Source organism: Sphingomonas sp. TX0543, assembly GCF_048565505.1.
Taxonomy (GTDB): domain Bacteria; phylum Pseudomonadota; class Alphaproteobacteria; order Sphingomonadales; family Sphingomonadaceae; genus Sphingomonas.
In genome coordinates this window covers 1,561,424-1,579,390 of sequence record NZ_JBLZUS010000002.1, presented here as the reverse complement: position 1 = coordinate 1,579,390, position 17,967 = coordinate 1,561,424, and the positions used below count along the sequence as shown (strand labels likewise).

Sequence of the window (17,967 nt, the reverse complement as noted above, 5' to 3'; positions counted from 1 at the left end):
AATTCGCTGATTCACGAGAGTTTCGTCAGTTTTTCGATCAGTTCCTGCATTGCCTCGTCTGTGCGCGAGCAACGATAGGCTTGTCTAAGCGACGTGCCCAGGGCGTCGCTCCGCCTTGGTCGCCGCACCAGCTGAACGGTGCGGGTATCGTCGGTCTGAGGCGCGATCATTTGATCCATGAAAATTGAAACGATTGAACGACAATGAAGTTTCTCGCCAGCTAAACGGCGTTATGACTGATTCCACATCGCCCCACCCAGCATTTTCGCGCGATACCGGGCACGCCGCGATCGTCCGTGCGCTGGGAAATTCGCCTTTTCTGTCGCTGCTGCTGGATCGCGAGCATCAACTGGCGGCGCGGCTCAATTCAGGTGAACTGCCGCTGAGGGAAGCCAAATCGATCGGCGACGAACCTGCCGCGCGCGCATTGCGTCTCGCACGTCGGCGGTTGGCGCTGGTGGTTGCGATCGGGGATCTTTCCAATGCGCTCGATCTCACCGCCGTCACGCACGCGCTCTCCGATTTTGCCGACGCGGCGCTCGACCGCGCTATCCGCACCGCGATCGAGGAGCGAACGCCAGGCGCGGAACCGATCGGTTTTACCGCGATAGCGCTAGGGAAGCAGGGTAGCCGAGAGCTGAACTATTCCTCGGACATCGATCCGATCCTCCTCTTCGATCCTCAAACGCTGCCAACAAGGCCGCGCGAAGATCCCGGCGAGGCAGCCGTTCGGATCGGAAGGCGGGTAGTGGAATTACTCCAGGCGCTGGACGGAGACGGTTATGTCCTGCGTATCGACCTGCGACTGCGACCGTCGCCCGAAGTCACGCCGATCGTCATTCCGATCGAGGCAGCGATCTCCTATTACGAGTCGCAGGCGCTGCCGTGGGAGCGTGCCGCCTTCATCCGCGCCCGCGTCTGCGCAGGGGACATGACGCTGGGCGCACGTTTTCTCGACGCGATCCGGCCATTCGTTTGGCGGCGCAGCCTCGATTTCGGCGCGATTGGAGAGATCGTCGATATTACGCGCCGCATTCGCGATCATCATTCTCAGGGGCAAGCGTTCGGGCCGGGTTATGACCTGAAACGTGGTCGTGGCGGTATTCGCGAGGTAGAGTTTTTCGCCCAGATTCATCAGCTCATCCACGGCGGCCGCAATCCGGCGCTACGGCTCGGCGATACCCGTGCCGCGCTTGCGGCGCTGGCGGCGGCGGGCCTGATCGACACCGAAGACGCCCGCGCTCTGACAGACGCCTATGTCGCACTGCGCACAATCGAACACCGCGTCCAGATGATCGACGATCGCCAGACGCATCACCTGCCGCTGGGCGATGCGCTCGATCGTGTCGCACGGCTTGACGGACGATCGGATGGGGCAGCGCTGCTTGACTATCTCCGCCCCCATGTCGAGCACGTCGCGGCGGTGTTCGACAGGCTTGTCCCTCCCACCGGTTCCGCGCTCTCTCCAGATCACAAGCGGCTGGTTGAACAACTCGAAGCTTCCGGTTTCGCGGATGCCGAGGGCGCAGCTGCCAGGATCGGGCTGTGGCGCACGGGCCGCTATCCGGCGTTACGCAGTCCTGCCGCAAAGGTCGCGCTGGAGGCGGTGCTGCCCGGAATTGTCGCCGCCTTTGCCGACGCGCCGGTTCCGCAGGCTGCGCTGCAGCGCTTCGATTCACTGCTTGAGCGCATGCCGAGCGCAATCAACATCTTCCGTTTGCTGGAGGCGCGGCCCGCGCTTGCCAGCCTGCTCGCTGCCGTACTGAGCCACGCACCTACTCTTGCCGAGGAACTGGCGCGGCGACCCGCCCTGCTGGATGGGCTGATCGATGCCACTGCGCTGGAGCCGGTGGGCGATCTGGCCACACTGCTGTCGGAGATGGAAGCGGCGGAGCGCGGGGCCGATTACCAGGTGCGGCTCGATCATGTCCGCCGCATCGTGGGCGACAAAAGATTTGCGCTCGGCGTCCAGATCATCGCCGGTGCCGCCGATCCGCTCGAGGTTTCCGCCGGTTACGCCCGGGTCGCGGAGGCGGCGATCGAGGCGCTGACGACGGCGACGATCGACGAATTCACCCGCGCGCACGGCCCGGTGCCGGGCAGCGAGTTTGTCATTCTCGCACTTGGACGGCTGGGAGGCGGAGCGCTGACCCACGCGTCCGATCTCGATCTCATTTATCTATTCACGGGCGAATTCTCGGCAGAATCCGATGGACCGCGGCCGTTGGGCGCGACGCTATACTACAACAGGCTGGCCCAGCGTGTAACGGCGGCACTGTCGGTCGCAACGGCCGCCGGCCCGCTCTATTCGGTCGACACGCGCCTGCGGCCGTCCGGCGCCCAAGGCCCATTGGTGGTAAGCGTGGAATCGTTTGCGCGCTATCAACGCGAGGATGCATGGACGTGGGAGCATATGGCCCTCACCCGCGCCCGGCCGATATTTGGATCAGGCAATGCACGCGCGGCGGTTCAGGTCGAGATTGACGCAGTGCTCGCCGGCGCCCGCCGGAAGCGGGACGTGGCGGCCGACGCGGCGGAAATGCGATCGGAGATGGCGGCGCACAAGAACCCCGTCGGGCCACTCGACGCCAAGCTGCTGCCCGGCGGGCTTGTCGATCTGGAATTCACCGTTCACACGTTGCAGCTCGCGCATCGCATGGGCTTCGATCCGGGGCTTGCGCGCGCGATTGACCTGCTCGGACAGTTTCTGCCCGCCGGGATAGGTTCCGCCTATCAGCTGCTGACGCGTCTGCTCGTCACGCTGCGGCTGGTCGCCCCGGACGCACGGGAGCCAGATGCCGCCGCGACACGCGCACTGGTGGCGCGAGCGATCGGCGTTGACGACTGGGCAGCCGTGCTTGCCGGGCTTGATGCCGCGCGTCAGGAAGTGACCACCGCCTGGAAAGGAGTGATTGATGGAAACGATTCCCGCATTGACGGTGGTTGATGCCGCCGGCGCGCCAATAGAGCTGACCGCATGTCCGCGCCCGCTCGTCATCTATTTCTATCCCAAAGACGACACGAGCGGCTGTACGCGAGAGGCGCAGGATTTTACTGCGCTGGCCGCCGATTTCGCGAAAGAAGGCGTGGCACTGCTAGGCATCTCGAAGGACAGCCCGAAACAGCACGCGAAGTTCATTGCGAAATACGGCCTGACCGTGCCGCTGGCGAGCGACGAAGATGGCGCCGCATGCGAGGCTTTCGGGGTGTGGGTCGAAAAATCAATGTACGGCCGCAAGTATATGGGGATCGAACGGGCAACCTTTCTTTTTGGAGAGGACGGAAAGCTCGTGCGCGAATGGCGCAAAGTTAAGGTGCCGGGCCATGCGGCTGCGGTGCTGGCAGCAGTGCGGGAAAGTTGAGCCTTGGCACAGCCAGTGGCTGACGATCTCACTAGCCGCTGGACAAGCACGATCGATCATCCCGCATTGACCAATTCGTCACACAAGTGAAGATGCCATCGGAGCACCGATAACGATAGAGTGCCGATAGAAAGGCGACGGATGATATGAGCGATAGCGATCTGCCGCCCGCAATTCCCGCCGCCACCCTGGTGATATTCCGCGCCGGCGTCGCCGCGCCCGAACTGCTGATGGTGGAGCGCGCCAAGGCGATGGTTTTCGCTGGCGGGGCGATGGTTTTTCCAGGCGGCCGTGTGGACGCAGGCGACCATTTGTTGGGAGCGGGTTTGGGTGGCGGAGAGGAAACAGCAGCGCGCATCGCCGCGATCCGCGAAACGATCGAGGAGGCCGGGCTTCCCGTGGGGCTGAGAAGCGACCCGTCGGCAACCGCGCTCGATGCGATGCGCGCCGGCCTGCACGCCGGCAGATCGTTCGCGGAGGTGCTCGCCGAAGCGGGCGCTGAACTGGATCTTGACCTGCTGGTGCCGTGGGCACGCTGGCTGCCCGCACATGCGCACATGCGCCGCTTCGACACCCGCTTCTATCTCGCCGAATTACCTGCCGACGCCCCCCGCGCCACCGTGGACGAGACAGAGAATGTCCGCCTCGTATGGGCGACCGCGCAATCGGTGCTCGACGACGCGGATGCGGGCAAACTCGCGATCATCTTTCCGACGCGGCGCAATCTGGAGCGGCTGGCGCAGTTCGACAGCTTCGCGGAAGCTGCCGATCACGCGCGGGCGACCCCTGTACGCATCATCACTCCCTGGGCAGAGGAGCGTGGCGGCGAACAACATCTTTGCATTCCCGACGACGCCGGATATCCGGTCACGTCCGAGCCGATCGACGGCGCGATGCGCGGGTAGCGCGCGCCGTCGCTCAATGCGGCAGCGCGCCCTCTTCCACCTTTTCGACCCAGTGCGGAAAGAAGCTCGGCTGACGCGATGACCAGCCCGAAGCCGTCGCCGCCGCCTCGCTGATCGACTGGAGCAGCTTGCGCCGCAATTCCGGGTGGAGATGCGGAAGCGCGGCGGCGGCGCAAAAAGCGCCGGGCAGCCACGGCCGCACGCTCGCGCCGATCAACCGCTCATACAGGAATCGATAGGCGGAGAAGGTCGGTAACCGCCCTTGCCCGAGATCGAAGGCGCTGACGGTGACGAGCGGCGCAAGAAACACCTCCACGCGATCCAGCCCGCTGTCGTCGGGCACGAGCGCACGGATGTCGGACAACCGATCATAATGGCGGGCCTGCGCACGAATGCTCGCAGCCTCGACAACATCGCGCGACCAGCGCGCCATCGCGTCGTCGCGATCCAGCCCGATATCGAGGCTGCGCCGGACATAGCGTTGGGTTGCGGCGGCGAACCCCGCGAATTCCTTCATTTCGGCCAGCGCCATCGCGCCTTCCGCCGGCTTCATCCTGGCACTCATCGACTCACCCCGCCTCGTACCAATTGGGCCGGATCATCATGCGCCAGGATGGTTAACACCGCCCTTAACGCCGTGATGCCCGGCGTTCATCAATGAATCATGGAGCTTGCCGCGCCGCAACAATGGTTGCGACGAGTGGAGCGTGATTGTTATCAATGAGGCTAAGGTGCGCCTTTTGCGCAACAATCAGGCGTCCTGCTGGCGCTCGGCTTCCTCGCTATAGCCCGATGAGGGCGCCGGATCCTTGCCTTTTCCCGGTTGCGTGAGCCCCGGCGGATCCGAAGCATCCATCGATTCATCCAGCGCGCTGTCGAGCTTCGCCTCCTTGTCGGAGGGGTCTTTCTTCAGGCGCCGACGGATCGAATCGTCCTGCCCGGCATCCTGATTGGGGTGCTGATTTTCCGGCGGCATCGCGCTCTCCTTATGTGTGGAAAGATAACGCGGACCGCCGCGCCGCGTTCCTGCCGTGTCAACTGTTCACCGCACCGACCAGCGCCACCAGCGCGCGCAGGCGCGGCAGCCCCCCGGGCGTGGCAATGTAGCGCGGCTCCCATTGCGGCTGGAACTTCTCCTTGAACGCGCGCAGCCCGGTGAAACGATACAGCCGCTCGCCGCGCTCGAACAGCGTGCGCCCGATCTTCGCCCAGATCGGCGCGAGGCGGTCCTCCGGCATGCCGGACAACGGCGCGAGACCGAGGTTGAACGTCTCGTGCCCCTGCTCCCGCCCCCATTGGAACAGCCGCACGAACATCATGTCCATCGTCCCCGCGGGCGCATCGGGGAGATGGCGCATCAGATCGACCGACATCTCCCCGCCAGAGCCATTGATCCAGATATTCGCGAAGGCGAGCAGGCGCCCCTCCTGTCGCACTACCGCGATCGGGAACCGTGCGAGATAATCGGGATCAAACGGCCCGAGGCTGAAGCGCTTCTCGTCCCCGCCCCGATCCTCCAGCCACGCATCGGAAACCGCGCGCAGCTCCGGAATGATCGCCGTCACCCCGGCCGGTGGGATGACGGCGAAGGTCAGCCCGTCGCGATCCGCCCGGCGCAGCGCGGCGCGGAAATCCTTCGCCTGTGGCCCTTCAAGCGAGAAATCGGCGAGATCGACATGCGCCTCCTCGCCATATTTCATCACCTCAAGCCCCATGTCGATCATCAGCGGGAGCATCTCACTGCTGATCTGGTAGAAGCATAACCGCCCGTGCGCGGCATCACAGGCGTGACGGATCGCCCAGACGAGTTCGCCCCACGCCGCCTCCGGCCCCACCGGATCGCCCATCACCATCCAGGTGCGCCCGCGCAGGCGATACATCAGGAAAGCATCCCCGGCGGCGGAGATGACGAAGCTTTTGTCTCCGGTGAAGGCGAGATTGCCGTCGGTGCGCGCATTATGCGCGAGCGCCACCCGCGCTACGCTGTCCGGCAGATCGGCGCTGGATGCCGGTCGGGCGTTGCGGCCGACGAGCAGGTGCCAGATCGCGATCGCCGCCATCAATACGCCCGCCGCGAAGGTGGCACGCAGGAAGCGCGGCGCATTGCCGTGCAGCGCGAACTTCCACCACAGATCGTCGCTGTATGGCACGCGCTTGTACGCGAAGAAGCCGGCCCAGGCGCTCAGCGCCAGCGCCGCCGCCGCCCCCGCCAGCCAGCGCCCGTCGAGCGGCTCGGTGGCGATTCCGCCGCGCCGGTAAAAGGCCGGACGCGCATATTGCAGCACCACCAGCACCACGAACTGCAACGCCGCCTCTTCGTAATCCAGCCCCTTGAGCAGCGAGAAGACGATCCCCGCCACCAGCAGGATGCGCGCCAGCACGAAGCCGCTGCGCAGCCGCGCGTTGAGCGCGGGGGCGACGAGCAGCATCAGCGTGCCCACCAGGCTGCCCGCGAGATGCGATCCCTCGATGAACGGCAACGGCAGCATCTCGTCGAGATCGGTCAGTCGCTCGTGCGCACCGGGCAGCGCGCCGGAAACCAGCAGGATGAAGCCCGCGACGAACACCAGCAGCGTGATGGCATTGGGCGCGAGCGCCCTCCCCACCCGGTCGAGCATCGAAAGCCCCGCGCCGATCGGCCGCCGCAGCGCGCTCGCCTCGCGCAGCACCAGCACGATCGCGGCCAGCAGCAGCGGCAGCAGGTAATAGACCAGCCGGTAGAGCAGCAGGCCGGCAAACACGGCCGGCTTGTCCGCCGGCAGCGTCGCGAGAACCACCGCCTCGAACACGCCCAGCCCGCCCGGTACATGCGCGAACACCGCCACGACGATCGCCAGCACATAGGCGACGAAGAAGGCGGGGTAGGCGTCCGGCGACAGCCCCGGCACCAGCACGAACAGCACCGCCGACGCCAGCATCAGATCGGCGATCGATATGCCCACCAGCGCGAAGAGCGCGCGCAAACCGGGTAGCGGCAGGTCGAAGCCTGCCACGCCGATTCGCCCGATGCCGCCCGCGCGCAGGATCGGCAGCACCGCCGCCCCCAGCAGCAGCGCCAGTCCAAAGCCATGCGCTGCCTCCGCCGCCAGCGTCCAGCGCCCGAGATGCAGCGGCGAATCCTGTATCAGCAGCGCCACGCCCGCCGTCGCCGCCACGCCGTTCCAGAAGGCGAGCGTGCCGATCGCGCCAACCTTCACCGCCTCGGCGAGCGAAAGCCCCGCCTGACCATAGATGCGGTAGCGCGCGGAATTCCCCGTCAGCAGCGACAGACCGAGGTTATAGCTGATCGCATTGCCGAGGAACGACGCGGTCGCGCCGATATGCCACGGCTGCGGTCGCCCGATCACGCGCAATGCAATCCAGTCGTGCAGCGTAAGCAGCGTGTAACTCATCGCCGTCAGCGCTACCGCCAGTGCGATCCGGTCCGCCGCCACCGTCCCCAGCGTCGCGCGCACGTCGCGCAGATGTACTTCGGCCAGCACGAGCCGCAGCGCGACGAAGCCCAGCGATCCCACGCATGCCACGGCCGCCGGCAACAGCCAGCGGCGATGTCTTGCAAAAAATGCGGGAAACCCGAACCCTCGACGTTTCATCAGCGCAGCCGATGCCACTCCTGCGAGCGGCAGAAATATTGCCGCAGGAGGCAACTCGATATCCGCAGGCGATCAGGCGCGACAAGGCTGATGCGCGAGGGAAAGCTGCGTTTCATGTCAGGCGCGAACAGCCGCCCGGACCATGAGCCGTTGCCGCTCGGATGATAATCGCGCAGCAATTGCGTGCCCACCAGATGCGCAAGCCCGGCCGCACGCGCGTTCGCCTGGGCTCGATCATTGGCCCAGACGATCGTCCCGCATATGCCGTTCGCGCATGCGGCGGTGCGCACCGCGAGCGTGCCGCGCGGATTGCTCCATATCCCGAACGGCACGACCGTGCCGGCCGCAAGGCCCGGCAACGCGAATGCCGCGCCCAGCACGGCAGCCGCAGCGATCTTCCAGCGCATCATCCCCTGCCCTTCGATTCCCGCACCGGCATTGCTGTCACGCGGGTGATCGCTTCCATTACATTGTGCACGATCGCATCGGTATCGAAATCTAGGAAATGTCCGCCGGGCATGGCGATGTTCGTCACATTCGGCTGGCGTGCGCCGGCACAGGCGCTGTCGGTTTCCTCCACGCCATGGATGCAGGTGAGCGGCGCCCAGGTGATCGCGCGAATGCCATGCAGCGCATCGCTGTCCGGCGTGCCGAGGTAGGTGATATTGCTGGGATCGCTGCGAAAGAACACCTGCCGCCCCGGCACGACCAACACCACCGCCGCAACGTGCCGGCGCAGATCGGCGGGCAGCGCGGGGAGCGCGGCGGCGAGCACGTCGGCGCCGAACGAGCGGCCGATCAGTACCAGTCGCCGCGTATGCGGCTCGGCCAGCGCGGTGCGGATCGCACCGGCGATGATAGCCTCGGTTTCGGCCGTGCTTCGCCGTACCCGGAAGGCGACCGGCGTGTTGAAACCGATCACGGGAATCCCGCGCGCCGCCAGCCGATCCGTCATCGTCTCGCCCGGGCCGAAGCGCAGGCCCATGTCGCCGGAAAGATACAGCGCCGCGACATCGCCTCTCGTCGGACCGTGCGCCGGGGTGCGTTCATAGGGATCGAGATCGAAATAGCTGCCCCGCCACAAGGCACCGCCGATCATCAGCACGATCACGCCAATCGCGATCGCGAGCCAGCGCAACCAGCGGCCAGGGCGCGTTAGCGCGTGGATGTGCCGTCTCCCGTGCATGATCGTCCCGTAGCAATGTTGATCCCGCACGGCAGTTTCAATGACATGACGAAATTGTCACTTCCACAAGTTGCGATTGACTCGCCGGTTTTGTGAGAACAAATTAGGAACATTGTTCTCCTTGCGAGTCGTGTTTCCGTGCCCAGCCCTGCCGTCATTGCCCAACTTCGCGAGACGCTGCGCACGATCGAGGGCGACGGGCACCGCCGGCGTGAGGTGATGCCGTTCGGAATCGAGGCGCTGGATGCGCGGCTTGCGGCCGGCGGCCTGCGGCTCGATGCGCTGCACGAGATTGCGCCGGCCACCCCCAGCCTGGCCGACGATGCCTGCGCCACGTTGCTCATGGCCGGCATCGCCGCGCGGGCATGGGGGCCGATCCTGTGGGTGGTGCACCGCCGCGATCTGTTCGCGCCTGGCCTCTATCAGGCGGGGCTCTCGCCGGAACGCGTGATCTACGCCGAGGCGCGCGACGATGCCGAGCTGCTGGCGCTGATGGAGGAAGGCATCCGCCACCGCGGCCTGGGCGCGGTGCTGGGCGAAGCCAAGCGTGCCGCCATGGGCTCCACCCGCCGCCTGCAACTCGCCGCCGAGGGCGGGCGCACGATCGCGCTGCTGATGAAGCGACATGCGCGGGAGGGCGGAGATCCGCTCGCGGTGCCATCCGCCGCGATCACGCGCTGGCGCGTCGCCGCCGCCCCGTCCGCACCGCTTCCCACCAGGGGGTTGGCGGGCGGTATCGGCCGCGCGCGCTGGCACCTTTCGCTCGCCCGCCAGCGCGGCGGCGATCCATTCGATCTGATCGTGGAGGCCGTGGATGAAACGGGTCGCCTCGCTCTACCTGCCGCACTGGTCGATCGACCGCGTCGTCAGGTCGGAGCGGCGCACGCCACCGCCGCCTGACGCGCTGGGGCCTGCACCAATCCATGCGCCGCGTCCGGCCGATCGCATCACCGGCTGGCGACCCGGCGCGCGCTGGGCGAAGGGCGGGCGCGGCGTCGTACCGGCCTTTTCGCCTGGCGGCACGCCGCTCGTCACCGCCCACAAGATCGGCAGTCGCGTCCAGATCGCCGCTGTCTCTCCGGCGGCCGCCGCGCTGGGCATCGCGCCCGGCATGGCGCTGACGCAGGCGCGGGCGTCCGTGCCGGGGCTGGACGTGCGCGATGCCGATCCCGTCGGCGACCGCGCCGATCTGGAGCGCCTCGCATTTGCCCTTGCCCGCCGCTGGACGCCGATCGTGGCGATTGCCGATCCCGATAGCCTGTTCCTCGACATCACCGGCGTCTCCCATCTCCACGGTGGCGAGACGCGAATGGCGGGGCGCATCGTTCGAATGCTGGCCCGGATCGGCATCGCCGCCCGCATCGCGGTGGCCGACACCAGTGGCGCAGCCTGGGCGCTGGCGCATTACGGAAAGGCATCAGGCGCGCATTCTGCGCCCCACTCACCCACCTCGAAAGACCGCATGGATGGTGAAAGGGGCATTATCGTCGTCTCTCCCGCCGCCCATCGTGCCGCCCTTTCTCCCCTCCCGGTCGCCGCGCTGCGGCTCGATGACGAGGCGCTGGAACTGCTCGACCGGCTCGGTATCGAGCGTATCGACGAGTTGCTGGCGCTGCCGCGCGCCCCGCTGGTGCGCAGGTTCGGCGCCGCGATCACGCGACGGCTGGATGAGGCAACCGGGCTAGCCGCCGAACCGCTCACCCCGATCATGCCGCAGCAGCCGATCAGCGTGGAGCGCCGCTTCGCCGAGCCGATCGCCACCGCCGAGGCGATCGATCACTGGCTGGGCGGCCTGACCGGCGAGCTTGCGACCGCGCTCGCCCGCGAGGGGCTGGGCGCGCGCGCGCTGCTATTTGTCGCGGAGCGCCTCGATCATCAGGCGCAGGTGCTGCGCATCGGCTTCGCCCGCGCGACCCGCGATGCGGCGCATATCCGCCGCCTGATCGCACGCCGGATCGAGGAGATCGAACCCGGCTACGGCATTGAGACGCTCGCGCTCCACATCCGCCGCGCCGAGCCGCTCGGCCCCCAGACGCTGGGCGCAGCGCTGGCGGAGAAGCAGACCCCGGACCTCGCGCCGCTGGTGGATGCGCTCGCCAACCGCATCGGCCGTGCGCGGCTGTGGCGGCAGCGCCCGGTGGAAAGCGATGTGCCCGAGCGCGCCGTCGCCGCCACGCCGCCGCTGGATCCGCCCGCCGGAGACCCCACGCGGCTGAAGCTCGACGATGTGCGCCGGCTCGACGAGCGGCCGCCCGATCACCCGTGGCACCCGCGCTGGCCCCGGCCCGTACGGCTGCTGCATCGCCCCGAGCTGCTCGATCACGTCCTTGCCGAACTGCCCGATCAGCCGCCGCGCCGTTTCACCTGGCGTGGCGAGCGGCATCAGGTGGTGCGCGGGGACGGGCCGGAACGGATCACCGGCGAATGGTGGCGGCGCGGCGCGGAACGGGATGCCGTGCGCGATTATTTCCGGGTGGAGGATGAAGCGGGCCGCCGCTTCTGGCTGTTCCGACGCGGCGATGGCGTGCGCCCCGAGACGGGGGATCTCGGCTGGTTTATCCACGGCACGTTCGGGTGATGCAGGATGAGCTACAGCGAGCTTCAGGTCACCACGCATTATTCCTTCTTGCGCGGCGCCTCGTCCTGCGAGGAGCTGTTCGCCGCCGCCGCGATGCTGGGAATGCCGGCGTTGGGGATCGTCGATCGCAATTCGGTCGCCGGCGCGGTGCGCGCGCTGCGCGCGAGCGAGCGGATGCGCGAGGATATCGGCGTCACCGTCCGCCCCATCGCCGGCTGCAGGCTCGATCTGGTCAGCGGTGATGCGGTGCTGGTGTGGCCCGAGGATCGCGCCGCCTGGAGCCGGCTGACCAGCCTGCTCAGCATCGGCAAGGCGCGCGCGGACGCCCAGCGCGGCGAAAAGGGCAAATGCTTCCTGCACTGGGACGATCTCGCCCCTTATGCCGAGGGGCTGGTGGCCGCGCTGGTCGCCGACCGCATCCCGGAGCCGCGCGCGCTGCGCTGGATGGCCGATGTGTTTGGTGCGGGCGGGCGCGGCCATGTCTGCCTCACCCATCATCGCCGGCCGGGTGACGTGCTGCGCCTTCATGAAACCGTGCTGGCGGCTGAGGCGCACGGGTTGATCCCGCTCGCGACCGGGGACGTGCTCTATCATCACCCGTCGCGGCGGATGTTGCAGGATGTCGTCACCGCGATCCGCATGAAAACGACGATCGACGATCTCGGTTTCCACCGCGAGCGCAACGCCGATCGCCATCTCCAGTCACCGGCGGAGATGGCGCGCCGCTTCCGCGATCATCCGCATGCGCTGGCGGCGGTGGAGGCAGTGGTTGAGCGCTGCGCCTTTTCGCTGCGCGACCTTACCTATCAATATCCCGACGAGATCGTCATTCCGGGCAAGAACGCGCAGGAAGCGCTGGCGACACTTGCGCTCAACGGGCTGAAGCAGAAATTTGCCGGAAACCCATCGCAGGCGCATCGCGACATGCTTGAACATGAGCTGCGGCTCGTCGCGAAGATGGATTACGCGCCCTATTTCCTGACGGTGAATTCGATCGTCCAATATGCGCGCAGCCAGCAGATCGCCTGTCAGGGGCGCGGCAGCGCCGCTAATTCGGTGATCTGTTTCGCGCTGCACATCACGTCGATCGATCCGGTGAAGCACAAGCTGCTGTTCGAGCGCTTCATCTCCGAGGAGCGTCACGAGCCGCCCGATATCGATGTCGATTTCGAACACGAACGGCGCGAGGAGGTGATCCAGTGGATCTACGAACATTACGGCCGCGACCATGCCGCGCTGACCGCCGTTGTCTCCCGCTTCCGCTCGCGCGGCGCGATCCGCGAAGTGGGCAAGGTGCTGGGTCTCCCGGAAGACATGACCGCAGCGCTCTCCAGCCAGATCTGGGGCTGGTCTAATGATGGCGTGCCGGACAGCCATGTGGCGGCGCTCAACCTCGACGCCAGCGAGCCGCGCCTGGCGCTCGCGCTGGAATTGTCGCGCGAACTGATCGGCACGCCGCGTCACCTGTCGCAACATCCCGGCGGCTTCGTGCTGACCCGCGCGCCGCTGCGCGAACTTGTGCCCATCGAGCCGGCGGCAATGGCCGATCGCCATGTGATCGAGTGGGAGAAGGAGGATATCGAATCGATCGGTTTCATGAAGGTCGATATCCTCGGGCTGGGGATGCTGGGCTGCATGCGCCGCGCCTTCGATCTGCTGGCCGCGCACAAGGATACGCGCCTCACCCTCTCCAGCCCGCCGATGCAGGAGGATGATCCGGCAACTTTCGACATGATCTGCCGCGCCGATACGCTGGGGGTGTTCCAGATCGAGAGCCGCGCGCAGATGTCGATGTTGCCGCGCATGAAGCCGCGGAAGTTCTACGATATCGCGATCCAGGTCGCGATCGTGCGGCCCGGGCCGATCCAGGGCGGCATGGTCCACCCCTATCTGAAGCGGCGGACCGGGGTTGAAGCCGTCACCTATCCCAATGATGCGTTGAAAGAGGTGCTTGAAAAGACGCTGGGCGTTCCCCTGTTTCAGGAACAGGCGATGCAGGTGGCGATCGCAGGCGCGGGTTTCACCGCCGGCGAAGCGGACAGGCTGCGCCGCGCGATGGCGACGTTCAAGTCAACCGGCGGCGTCGGCAGGTTCCGCGATCCGCTCATCAATGGCATGCTGGAGCGCGGCATCACGCTGGAATTCGCCGAGCGGCTGGTGAAGCAGATCGAAGGCTTCGGCAGCTATGGCTTTCCCGAAAGCCACGCGGCGAGCTTCGCCAAGATCGCCTACGCCTCGTCCTGGATGAAATGCCATCATCCTGATGTGTTCTGCGCGGCCTTGCTCAATGCGCAGCCGATGGGCTTTTACGCGCCGGCGCAGATCGTACGCGACGCGCGCACGCATGGCATCGAGGTGCGGCCGGTCTGCGTGGTCGAGAGCGAATGGGACACGGCGGTGATCGGCACGACCGGCCCCGGTGCGACGGATTACCTGCCGCTCCGGCTGGGGCTGCGCATCGTCGCGGGGCTGTCGGCGGAACATGCGGGCAGGATACTCACCGCGCGCGAGGATGGGCGCTTCGGCTCGATCGAGGATGTGTGGCGGCGTTCGGGCGTGCCGCTCGCCGCGCTGGAGCGCCTCGCCAAGGCCGATGCTTTCGCCGGCATGGGGCTGGACCGGCGACAAGCCTTGTGGGCGATCCGCGGGCTGGGTGAAAAGCCGCTCCCTCTGCTCGCCGCGCTGGAGACGCGCGAGACGCCGGTGCATCTGAAGGCGCTCACCGCGGGGCGCGAAGTGGTGGAGGATTATCGCGCGACGCAGCTTTCGCTCCGGCCGCACCCGCTTTCCTTCCTGCGTGGTGAGCTGAAGCGGCGCGGGATCGTGCCATGCGCCGATCTTCCGCATATTCGCGACGGGCGCATGGTGGAGGTCGCCGGACTGATCCTCGTGCGCCAGCGTCCGGGAAGCGCGAAGGGCGTGCTGTTCCTGACGATCGAGGACGAAAGCGGCATCGCCAACGGCATCCTGTGGCCCGATCGGTTCGAGGCGCAGCGGCGCATCGTCATGACGTCTGCGATGGTGTCGATCCGTGGCCGCGTGCAGAAAGAGGGGATCGTCATCCATGTGGTGACCGAACAGGTTACGAACCTCACGCATCTGCTGCGTCAGGTGGGAGACATAGACCTGCCCAAGCTCACCGCGCGCGGCACGGGAGGGCACGGTGGCCCCGATCGTGGGGAAAAGGAAAAGGACGAGCGCCAATGGCGTCCCCGCACACGCTCAGACTATCATTTCCGCGATCGGGCGCAGGACGTGATCCCGATCCGCAGCCATGATTTTCACTAGCGCGGCTTCGGATGCGCGCGATCAACCTTCGGTGCGGGCTTCGCGACGGTTCCGGGGAGAGCGCGGCGAGCCGAACCAGCCAGAACGCGGCGCCAGACCGCCGGCTTATCCAGGCCCGTCGGGATAATGGCATTTGCGTCGTCGGGCGAACCCGCCGCAATGGCCGGAAGATTGCCCCGGCGATGATGCCGGGGCCGTCATATCCTCAATGTTTCGCCTTGTGCGGCCGGTGGTGCTTCATATGGTGCCCGCGCTTCGCATGATGCCAGCGCTTCGCGTGATGCTTCTTCATCGCATGATGTCGGGCATGGCGCACATGACCCATCGAACGTGCGCCCTGTACGCAATTGTCATGCATCGAGGCGGTGCAGGGCGGGTAATCCGCGGCTGACGCGGTTACCGCCGTCGTCAACATCCCCAATGCAAGCGCTCCGAGAAGGACGATCTTTTTCATGATCTCTCACCTCCGTCTTATTTTCTATCGTCCGCGCCAACGAACGGATTGCCGGCGCAGGCCACAACTTTGGGCTCACCAGCCGTAAAATCCAGCGAATTCGTACCGCCAGGCCACCAGCCGACATGGATCATCAGCCGCCCACTGTCTGCTCAATCACGCCGAAGATCGGATGGTGGCGCTCGTCCTCAGCCCATATGCGGATAGTGTCGCCAGTCTTCAGGAACGGCGTGACCGGCTTCCCGGACCGGATCGTCTCCACCGTGCGCACCTCGGCGAGACAGCAATAGCCGACGCCGCCATCGCCGATCGGGCGACCCGGCCCCCCATCGGCATCGCGGTTCGACACGGTGCCGGAGCCGACGATCGTGCCCGATCCCAGCGCCCGTGTCTTGGCGGCATGGGCGATGAGCGTGCCAAAATCGAACGTCATGTCCTCGCCCGCGTCCACGCGACCGAACGGCGCGCCGTTCAGGTCCACCATCAGCTTGCGGTGCAGCTTGCCGTCGCGCCACCAGTCACCCAGCGCATCCGGCGTGACGAACACCGGCGAAAAGGCAGATGCCGGCTTCGACTGGAAAAAGCCGAAGCCCTTCGCCAGCTCGCCCGGGATCAGATTACGGAGCGACACGTCGTTGGTGAGGCCCACCAGCCGCACCGCCGCCAGCGCCTCTTCCCGCGTTGCGCCGAGCGGCACGTCGCCGGTGACGACCACGACTTCCGCCTCCAGATCGCAGCCCCACGCCTCGTCTCTCAGCGGAATGGGATCGCGCGGGCCGATGAAGCCATCCGAGCCACCCTGATACATCAGCGGATCGTGCCAGAAGCTTTCCGGCATCTCCGCGCCCCGGGCCTGCCGCACGAGCGCGACATGGTTCACATAGGCCGATCCGTCCGCCCATTGATAAGCCCGCGGCAGCGGCGAGGCGGCATCATGCTCGTGGAAGCGCGCGCGCGGTATCGTCTCGTGGTCAAGGTCCGTGGCGAGCAGTTCCAGTGATGGCGCGATCCGCTCCCAATCGTCCAGCGCCGCCTGCAACGTGAGGCAAATGTGGCTCGCGTCGGCATACCACGCGAGATCGTTCGAAACGACGACGAGCTTTCCGTCGCGACCGTGCTTCAGGCTGGCTAGTTTCATTTGTTACGATCTCCTTCGCCGGCTCCTTGCCGCGTCTTCACGGCGGAGTCGAGAGGTTGGGCCGCCGCGCACCGCCGCGCAAGCCATCGCAACGCGCCATAACAAAAGTTACTTGACCCCCTGCCCCACGCTGGCGACAAAGTGCCAAGCAGTTTTTGGAAGAGGATCCGTCATGTCGCTCGATACCGTCGCCGGCCGTTTCGCCTACAATGAGGATCACGAGGCGTTCCGCCAGACGGTTCGCAGTTTCCTCGCCAAGGAGGGCGTGCCGCACTCAGATCAGTGGGAGAAGGACCGGCTGGTGCCGAAATCCTTCTGGCAGCAGGCCGGCGGGATCGGGATGCTCTGCCCCACCGTGCCGGAGGCCTACGGCGGCCTTGGCCTCGATTTCGGCTATAACGCGATCGTTGACGAGGAAATGGCCTATTCCGGCGTCCCGGCCGGCTTCTCGCTCCAGTCCGATATCGTGGCCGGCTACATGGAGACCTATGGTTCGGAGGAGCAGAAAAAGGAATGGCTGCCCAAGATGGTGTCCGGCGATGTTATCACCGCGATCGCGATGACGGAGCCGGGCACGGGCAGCGATCTCCAGTCCATCCGCACCACCGCGCGCAAGGATGGCAATCATTATGTGATCAACGGATCGAAAACCTATATCACCAACGGGCAGAACACCGACCTGACGCTCGTCGTAGCCAAGACCGATCCCGATGCCCAACCGGCGTGGAAGGGCATGTCGATCATCCTGGTCGAAAGCGATCGCGAGGGCTTTCAGAAGGGTCGCAAGCTCGACAAGATCGGTCAGGACGCCGCCGACACCTCCGAACTGTTCTTCGAGGATGTGCGCGTCCCGATCACCAACTGCCTCGGCGAGGAAGGCAAGGGCTTCGTCTATCTGATGAGCCAGTTGCCGCAGGAGCGGCTGTCGATTGCGGTGTCCTGTCAGGCGTCCGCGCAGAAAGCTTTCGATGATACCGTCGCCTTCACCAAGGATCGCAAGGCGTTCAAGGGCACGATCTTCGATTTCCAGAACACCCGCTTCGTGCTGGCCGATCTGAAGGCCAAGCTGCAGATCGGCTGGGCGCATCTGGACTGGGCAATCGCCCGCCACCTGAACGGCGAACTGACCAACGAGGAAGGTGCTGCCGCCAAGCTGTGGCACACCGATCTGCAATGGGAAGTGATGGACAAGTGCCTACAGCTTCATGGCGGCGCCGGATACATGAACGAATATCCCATCGCTCGGATGTGGCGCGGCGCGCGCGTCAGCCGGATCTATGGCGGCACGAACGAAATCATGAAAGAAGTGATTTCCCGCAAACTCTAAGGCGGAATGGCGCCCGCGCGCTAGGTAACGCGCGGGCAATTTCCTGAAACGGTCATCCGTGCCCGCCCGGAACAACCTTGCGTTGCGCAGGGCGCTGCTCGATCGTCGGACCAATATTGCTGCGCGCCACAGCGGC

The 17,967-nt window shown here is 66.1% G+C and carries 15 protein-coding genes; 7 read left to right on the top strand and 8 right to left on the bottom strand.

All coding sequences use genetic code 11. From position 1 onward, the window contains the following. Positions 1-11: 11 nt before the first annotated feature. On the bottom strand, positions 12-170 hold the full coding sequence (locus ACM61V_RS08200; protein ID WP_171007684.1) for a hypothetical protein: 159 nt from the start codon (positions 168-170) through the stop codon (positions 12-14). 62 nt (positions 171-232) lie between these two features. Between ACM61V_RS08200 and ACM61V_RS08195 the strand changes: the two genes are divergently transcribed. The 3 genes from ACM61V_RS08195 to ACM61V_RS08185 all read left to right on the top strand — a co-directional run bounded on the left by ACM61V_RS08195 (position 233) and on the right by ACM61V_RS08185 (position 4,267). After that, on the top strand, positions 233-2,947 hold the full coding sequence (locus tag ACM61V_RS08195) for a bifunctional [glutamine synthetase] adenylyltransferase/[glutamine synthetase]-adenylyl-L-tyrosine phosphorylase (RefSeq protein WP_137788286.1): 2,715 nt from the start codon (positions 233-235) through the stop codon (positions 2,945-2,947). Then, positions 2,916-3,362: a peroxiredoxin gene (locus ACM61V_RS08190; RefSeq protein ID WP_137788287.1), complete on the top strand. Its 447-nt coding sequence runs from the start codon at positions 2,916-2,918 to the stop codon at positions 3,360-3,362. The genes ACM61V_RS08195 and ACM61V_RS08190 overlap by 32 nt, the downstream gene beginning before the upstream one ends. A 146-nt stretch (positions 3,363-3,508) precedes the next feature. After that, positions 3,509-4,267: an NUDIX hydrolase gene (locus ACM61V_RS08185; protein WP_137788288.1), complete on the top strand. Its 759-nt coding sequence runs from the start codon at positions 3,509-3,511 to the stop codon at positions 4,265-4,267. 13 nt (positions 4,268-4,280) lie between these two features. Here the strand turns inward: ACM61V_RS08185 and ACM61V_RS08180 are convergent, their stop codons facing one another. The 5 genes from ACM61V_RS08180 to ACM61V_RS08160 all read right to left on the bottom strand — a co-directional run bounded on the left by ACM61V_RS08180 (position 4,281) and on the right by ACM61V_RS08160 (position 9,046). After that, on the bottom strand, positions 4,281-4,832 hold the full coding sequence (locus ACM61V_RS08180; RefSeq protein WP_137788289.1) for a hypothetical protein: 552 nt from the start codon (positions 4,830-4,832) through the stop codon (positions 4,281-4,283). 186 nt (positions 4,833-5,018) lie between these two features. After that, positions 5,019-5,243, bottom strand: a complete 225-nt coding sequence (locus ACM61V_RS08175; protein ID WP_137788290.1) for a hypothetical protein — start codon at positions 5,241-5,243, stop codon at positions 5,019-5,021. 58 nt (positions 5,244-5,301) lie between these two features. Further along, the gene (gene mprF, locus ACM61V_RS08170) at positions 5,302-7,860 is read right to left on the bottom strand and encodes a bifunctional lysylphosphatidylglycerol flippase/synthetase MprF (RefSeq protein WP_419713934.1); all 2,559 of its coding nucleotides are present in this window, start codon (positions 7,858-7,860) and stop codon (positions 5,302-5,304) included. After that, a complete protein-coding gene (locus ACM61V_RS08165; RefSeq protein WP_249341737.1) occupies positions 7,860-8,267 on the bottom strand; it encodes a DUF2147 domain-containing protein in 408 nt (135 codons plus the stop codon). Before ACM61V_RS08165 ends, mprF begins: the two co-directional genes overlap by 1 nt. Next, positions 8,267-9,046: an AcvB/VirJ family lysyl-phosphatidylglycerol hydrolase gene (locus ACM61V_RS08160; protein ID WP_137788305.1), complete on the bottom strand. Its 780-nt coding sequence runs from the start codon at positions 9,044-9,046 to the stop codon at positions 8,267-8,269. Before ACM61V_RS08160 ends, ACM61V_RS08165 begins: the two co-directional genes overlap by 1 nt. A gap of 219 nt (positions 9,047-9,265) precedes the next feature. Here ACM61V_RS08160 and ACM61V_RS08155 point away from each other — a divergent pair, with 219 nt between their 5' ends. The 3 genes from ACM61V_RS08155 to ACM61V_RS08145 are packed head-to-tail and all read left to right on the top strand — an operon-like array spanning position 9,266 to position 14,912. Next, positions 9,266-9,946: an ImuA family protein gene (locus tag ACM61V_RS08155; RefSeq protein WP_419714255.1), complete on the top strand. Its 681-nt coding sequence runs from the start codon at positions 9,266-9,268 to the stop codon at positions 9,944-9,946. After that, complete coding sequence (locus ACM61V_RS08150; RefSeq protein ID WP_419713933.1) at positions 9,861-11,624, top strand: DUF6504 family protein; 1,764 nt, start codon at positions 9,861-9,863, stop codon at positions 11,622-11,624. The genes ACM61V_RS08155 and ACM61V_RS08150 overlap by 86 nt, the downstream gene beginning before the upstream one ends. A gap of 6 nt (positions 11,625-11,630) precedes the next feature. After that, on the top strand, positions 11,631-14,912 hold the full coding sequence (locus ACM61V_RS08145; protein ID WP_419713932.1) for an error-prone DNA polymerase: 3,282 nt from the start codon (positions 11,631-11,633) through the stop codon (positions 14,910-14,912). A gap of 205 nt (positions 14,913-15,117) precedes the next feature. Here ACM61V_RS08145 and ACM61V_RS08140 read toward each other — a convergent pair whose 3' ends face one another. Both ACM61V_RS08140 and ACM61V_RS08135 read right to left on the bottom strand, forming a co-directional pair. Continuing rightward, positions 15,118-15,366 carry a hypothetical protein gene (locus tag ACM61V_RS08140; protein WP_137788296.1) on the bottom strand — a complete coding sequence of 83 codons (249 nt, stop codon included), beginning with the start codon at positions 15,364-15,366 and terminating at the stop codon, positions 15,118-15,120. 133 nt (positions 15,367-15,499) lie between these two features. Beyond that, positions 15,500-16,504: a fumarylacetoacetate hydrolase family protein gene (locus ACM61V_RS08135; RefSeq protein WP_137788297.1), complete on the bottom strand. Its 1,005-nt coding sequence runs from the start codon at positions 16,502-16,504 to the stop codon at positions 15,500-15,502. A gap of 172 nt (positions 16,505-16,676) precedes the next feature. Here ACM61V_RS08135 and ACM61V_RS08130 point away from each other — a divergent pair, with 172 nt between their 5' ends. Next, positions 16,677-17,831 carry an acyl-CoA dehydrogenase family protein gene (locus ACM61V_RS08130; RefSeq protein WP_137788298.1) on the top strand — a complete coding sequence of 385 codons (1,155 nt, stop codon included), beginning with the start codon at positions 16,677-16,679 and terminating at the stop codon, positions 17,829-17,831. Positions 17,832-17,967: the final 136 nt, after the last annotated feature.

Bases quoted from the DNA above. Each gene is read 5' to 3' on its own strand.
- ACM61V_RS08200 (WP_171007684.1), bottom strand. From the start codon at position 170: ATGATCGCGCCTCAGACCGACGATACCCGCACCGTTCAGCTGGTGCGG.
- ACM61V_RS08195 (WP_137788286.1), top strand. From the start codon at position 233: ATGACTGATTCCACATCGCCCCACCCAGCATTTTCGCGCGATACCGGG.
- ACM61V_RS08190 (WP_137788287.1), top strand. From the start codon at position 2,916: ATGGAAACGATTCCCGCATTGACGGTGGTTGATGCCGCCGGCGCGCCA.
- ACM61V_RS08185 (WP_137788288.1), top strand. From the start codon at position 3,509: ATGAGCGATAGCGATCTGCCGCCCGCAATTCCCGCCGCCACCCTGGTG.
- ACM61V_RS08180 (WP_137788289.1), bottom strand. From the start codon at position 4,832: ATGAGTGCCAGGATGAAGCCGGCGGAAGGCGCGATGGCGCTGGCCGAA.
- ACM61V_RS08175 (WP_137788290.1), bottom strand. From the start codon at position 5,243: ATGCCGCCGGAAAATCAGCACCCCAATCAGGATGCCGGGCAGGACGAT.
- mprF (WP_419713934.1), bottom strand. From the start codon at position 7,860: ATGAAACGTCGAGGGTTCGGGTTTCCCGCATTTTTTGCAAGACATCGC.
- ACM61V_RS08165 (WP_249341737.1), bottom strand. From the start codon at position 8,267: ATGCGCTGGAAGATCGCTGCGGCTGCCGTGCTGGGCGCGGCATTCGCG.
- ACM61V_RS08160 (WP_137788305.1), bottom strand. From the start codon at position 9,046: ATGCACGGGAGACGGCACATCCACGCGCTAACGCGCCCTGGCCGCTGG.
- ACM61V_RS08155 (WP_419714255.1), top strand. From the start codon at position 9,266: ATGCCGTTCGGAATCGAGGCGCTGGATGCGCGGCTTGCGGCCGGCGGC.
- ACM61V_RS08150 (WP_419713933.1), top strand. From the start codon at position 9,861: ATGAAACGGGTCGCCTCGCTCTACCTGCCGCACTGGTCGATCGACCGC.
- ACM61V_RS08145 (WP_419713932.1), top strand. From the start codon at position 11,631: ATGAGCTACAGCGAGCTTCAGGTCACCACGCATTATTCCTTCTTGCGC.
- ACM61V_RS08140 (WP_137788296.1), bottom strand. From the start codon at position 15,366: ATGAAAAAGATCGTCCTTCTCGGAGCGCTTGCATTGGGGATGTTGACG.
- ACM61V_RS08135 (WP_137788297.1), bottom strand. From the start codon at position 16,504: ATGAAACTAGCCAGCCTGAAGCACGGTCGCGACGGAAAGCTCGTCGTC.
- ACM61V_RS08130 (WP_137788298.1), top strand. From the start codon at position 16,677: ATGTCGCTCGATACCGTCGCCGGCCGTTTCGCCTACAATGAGGATCAC.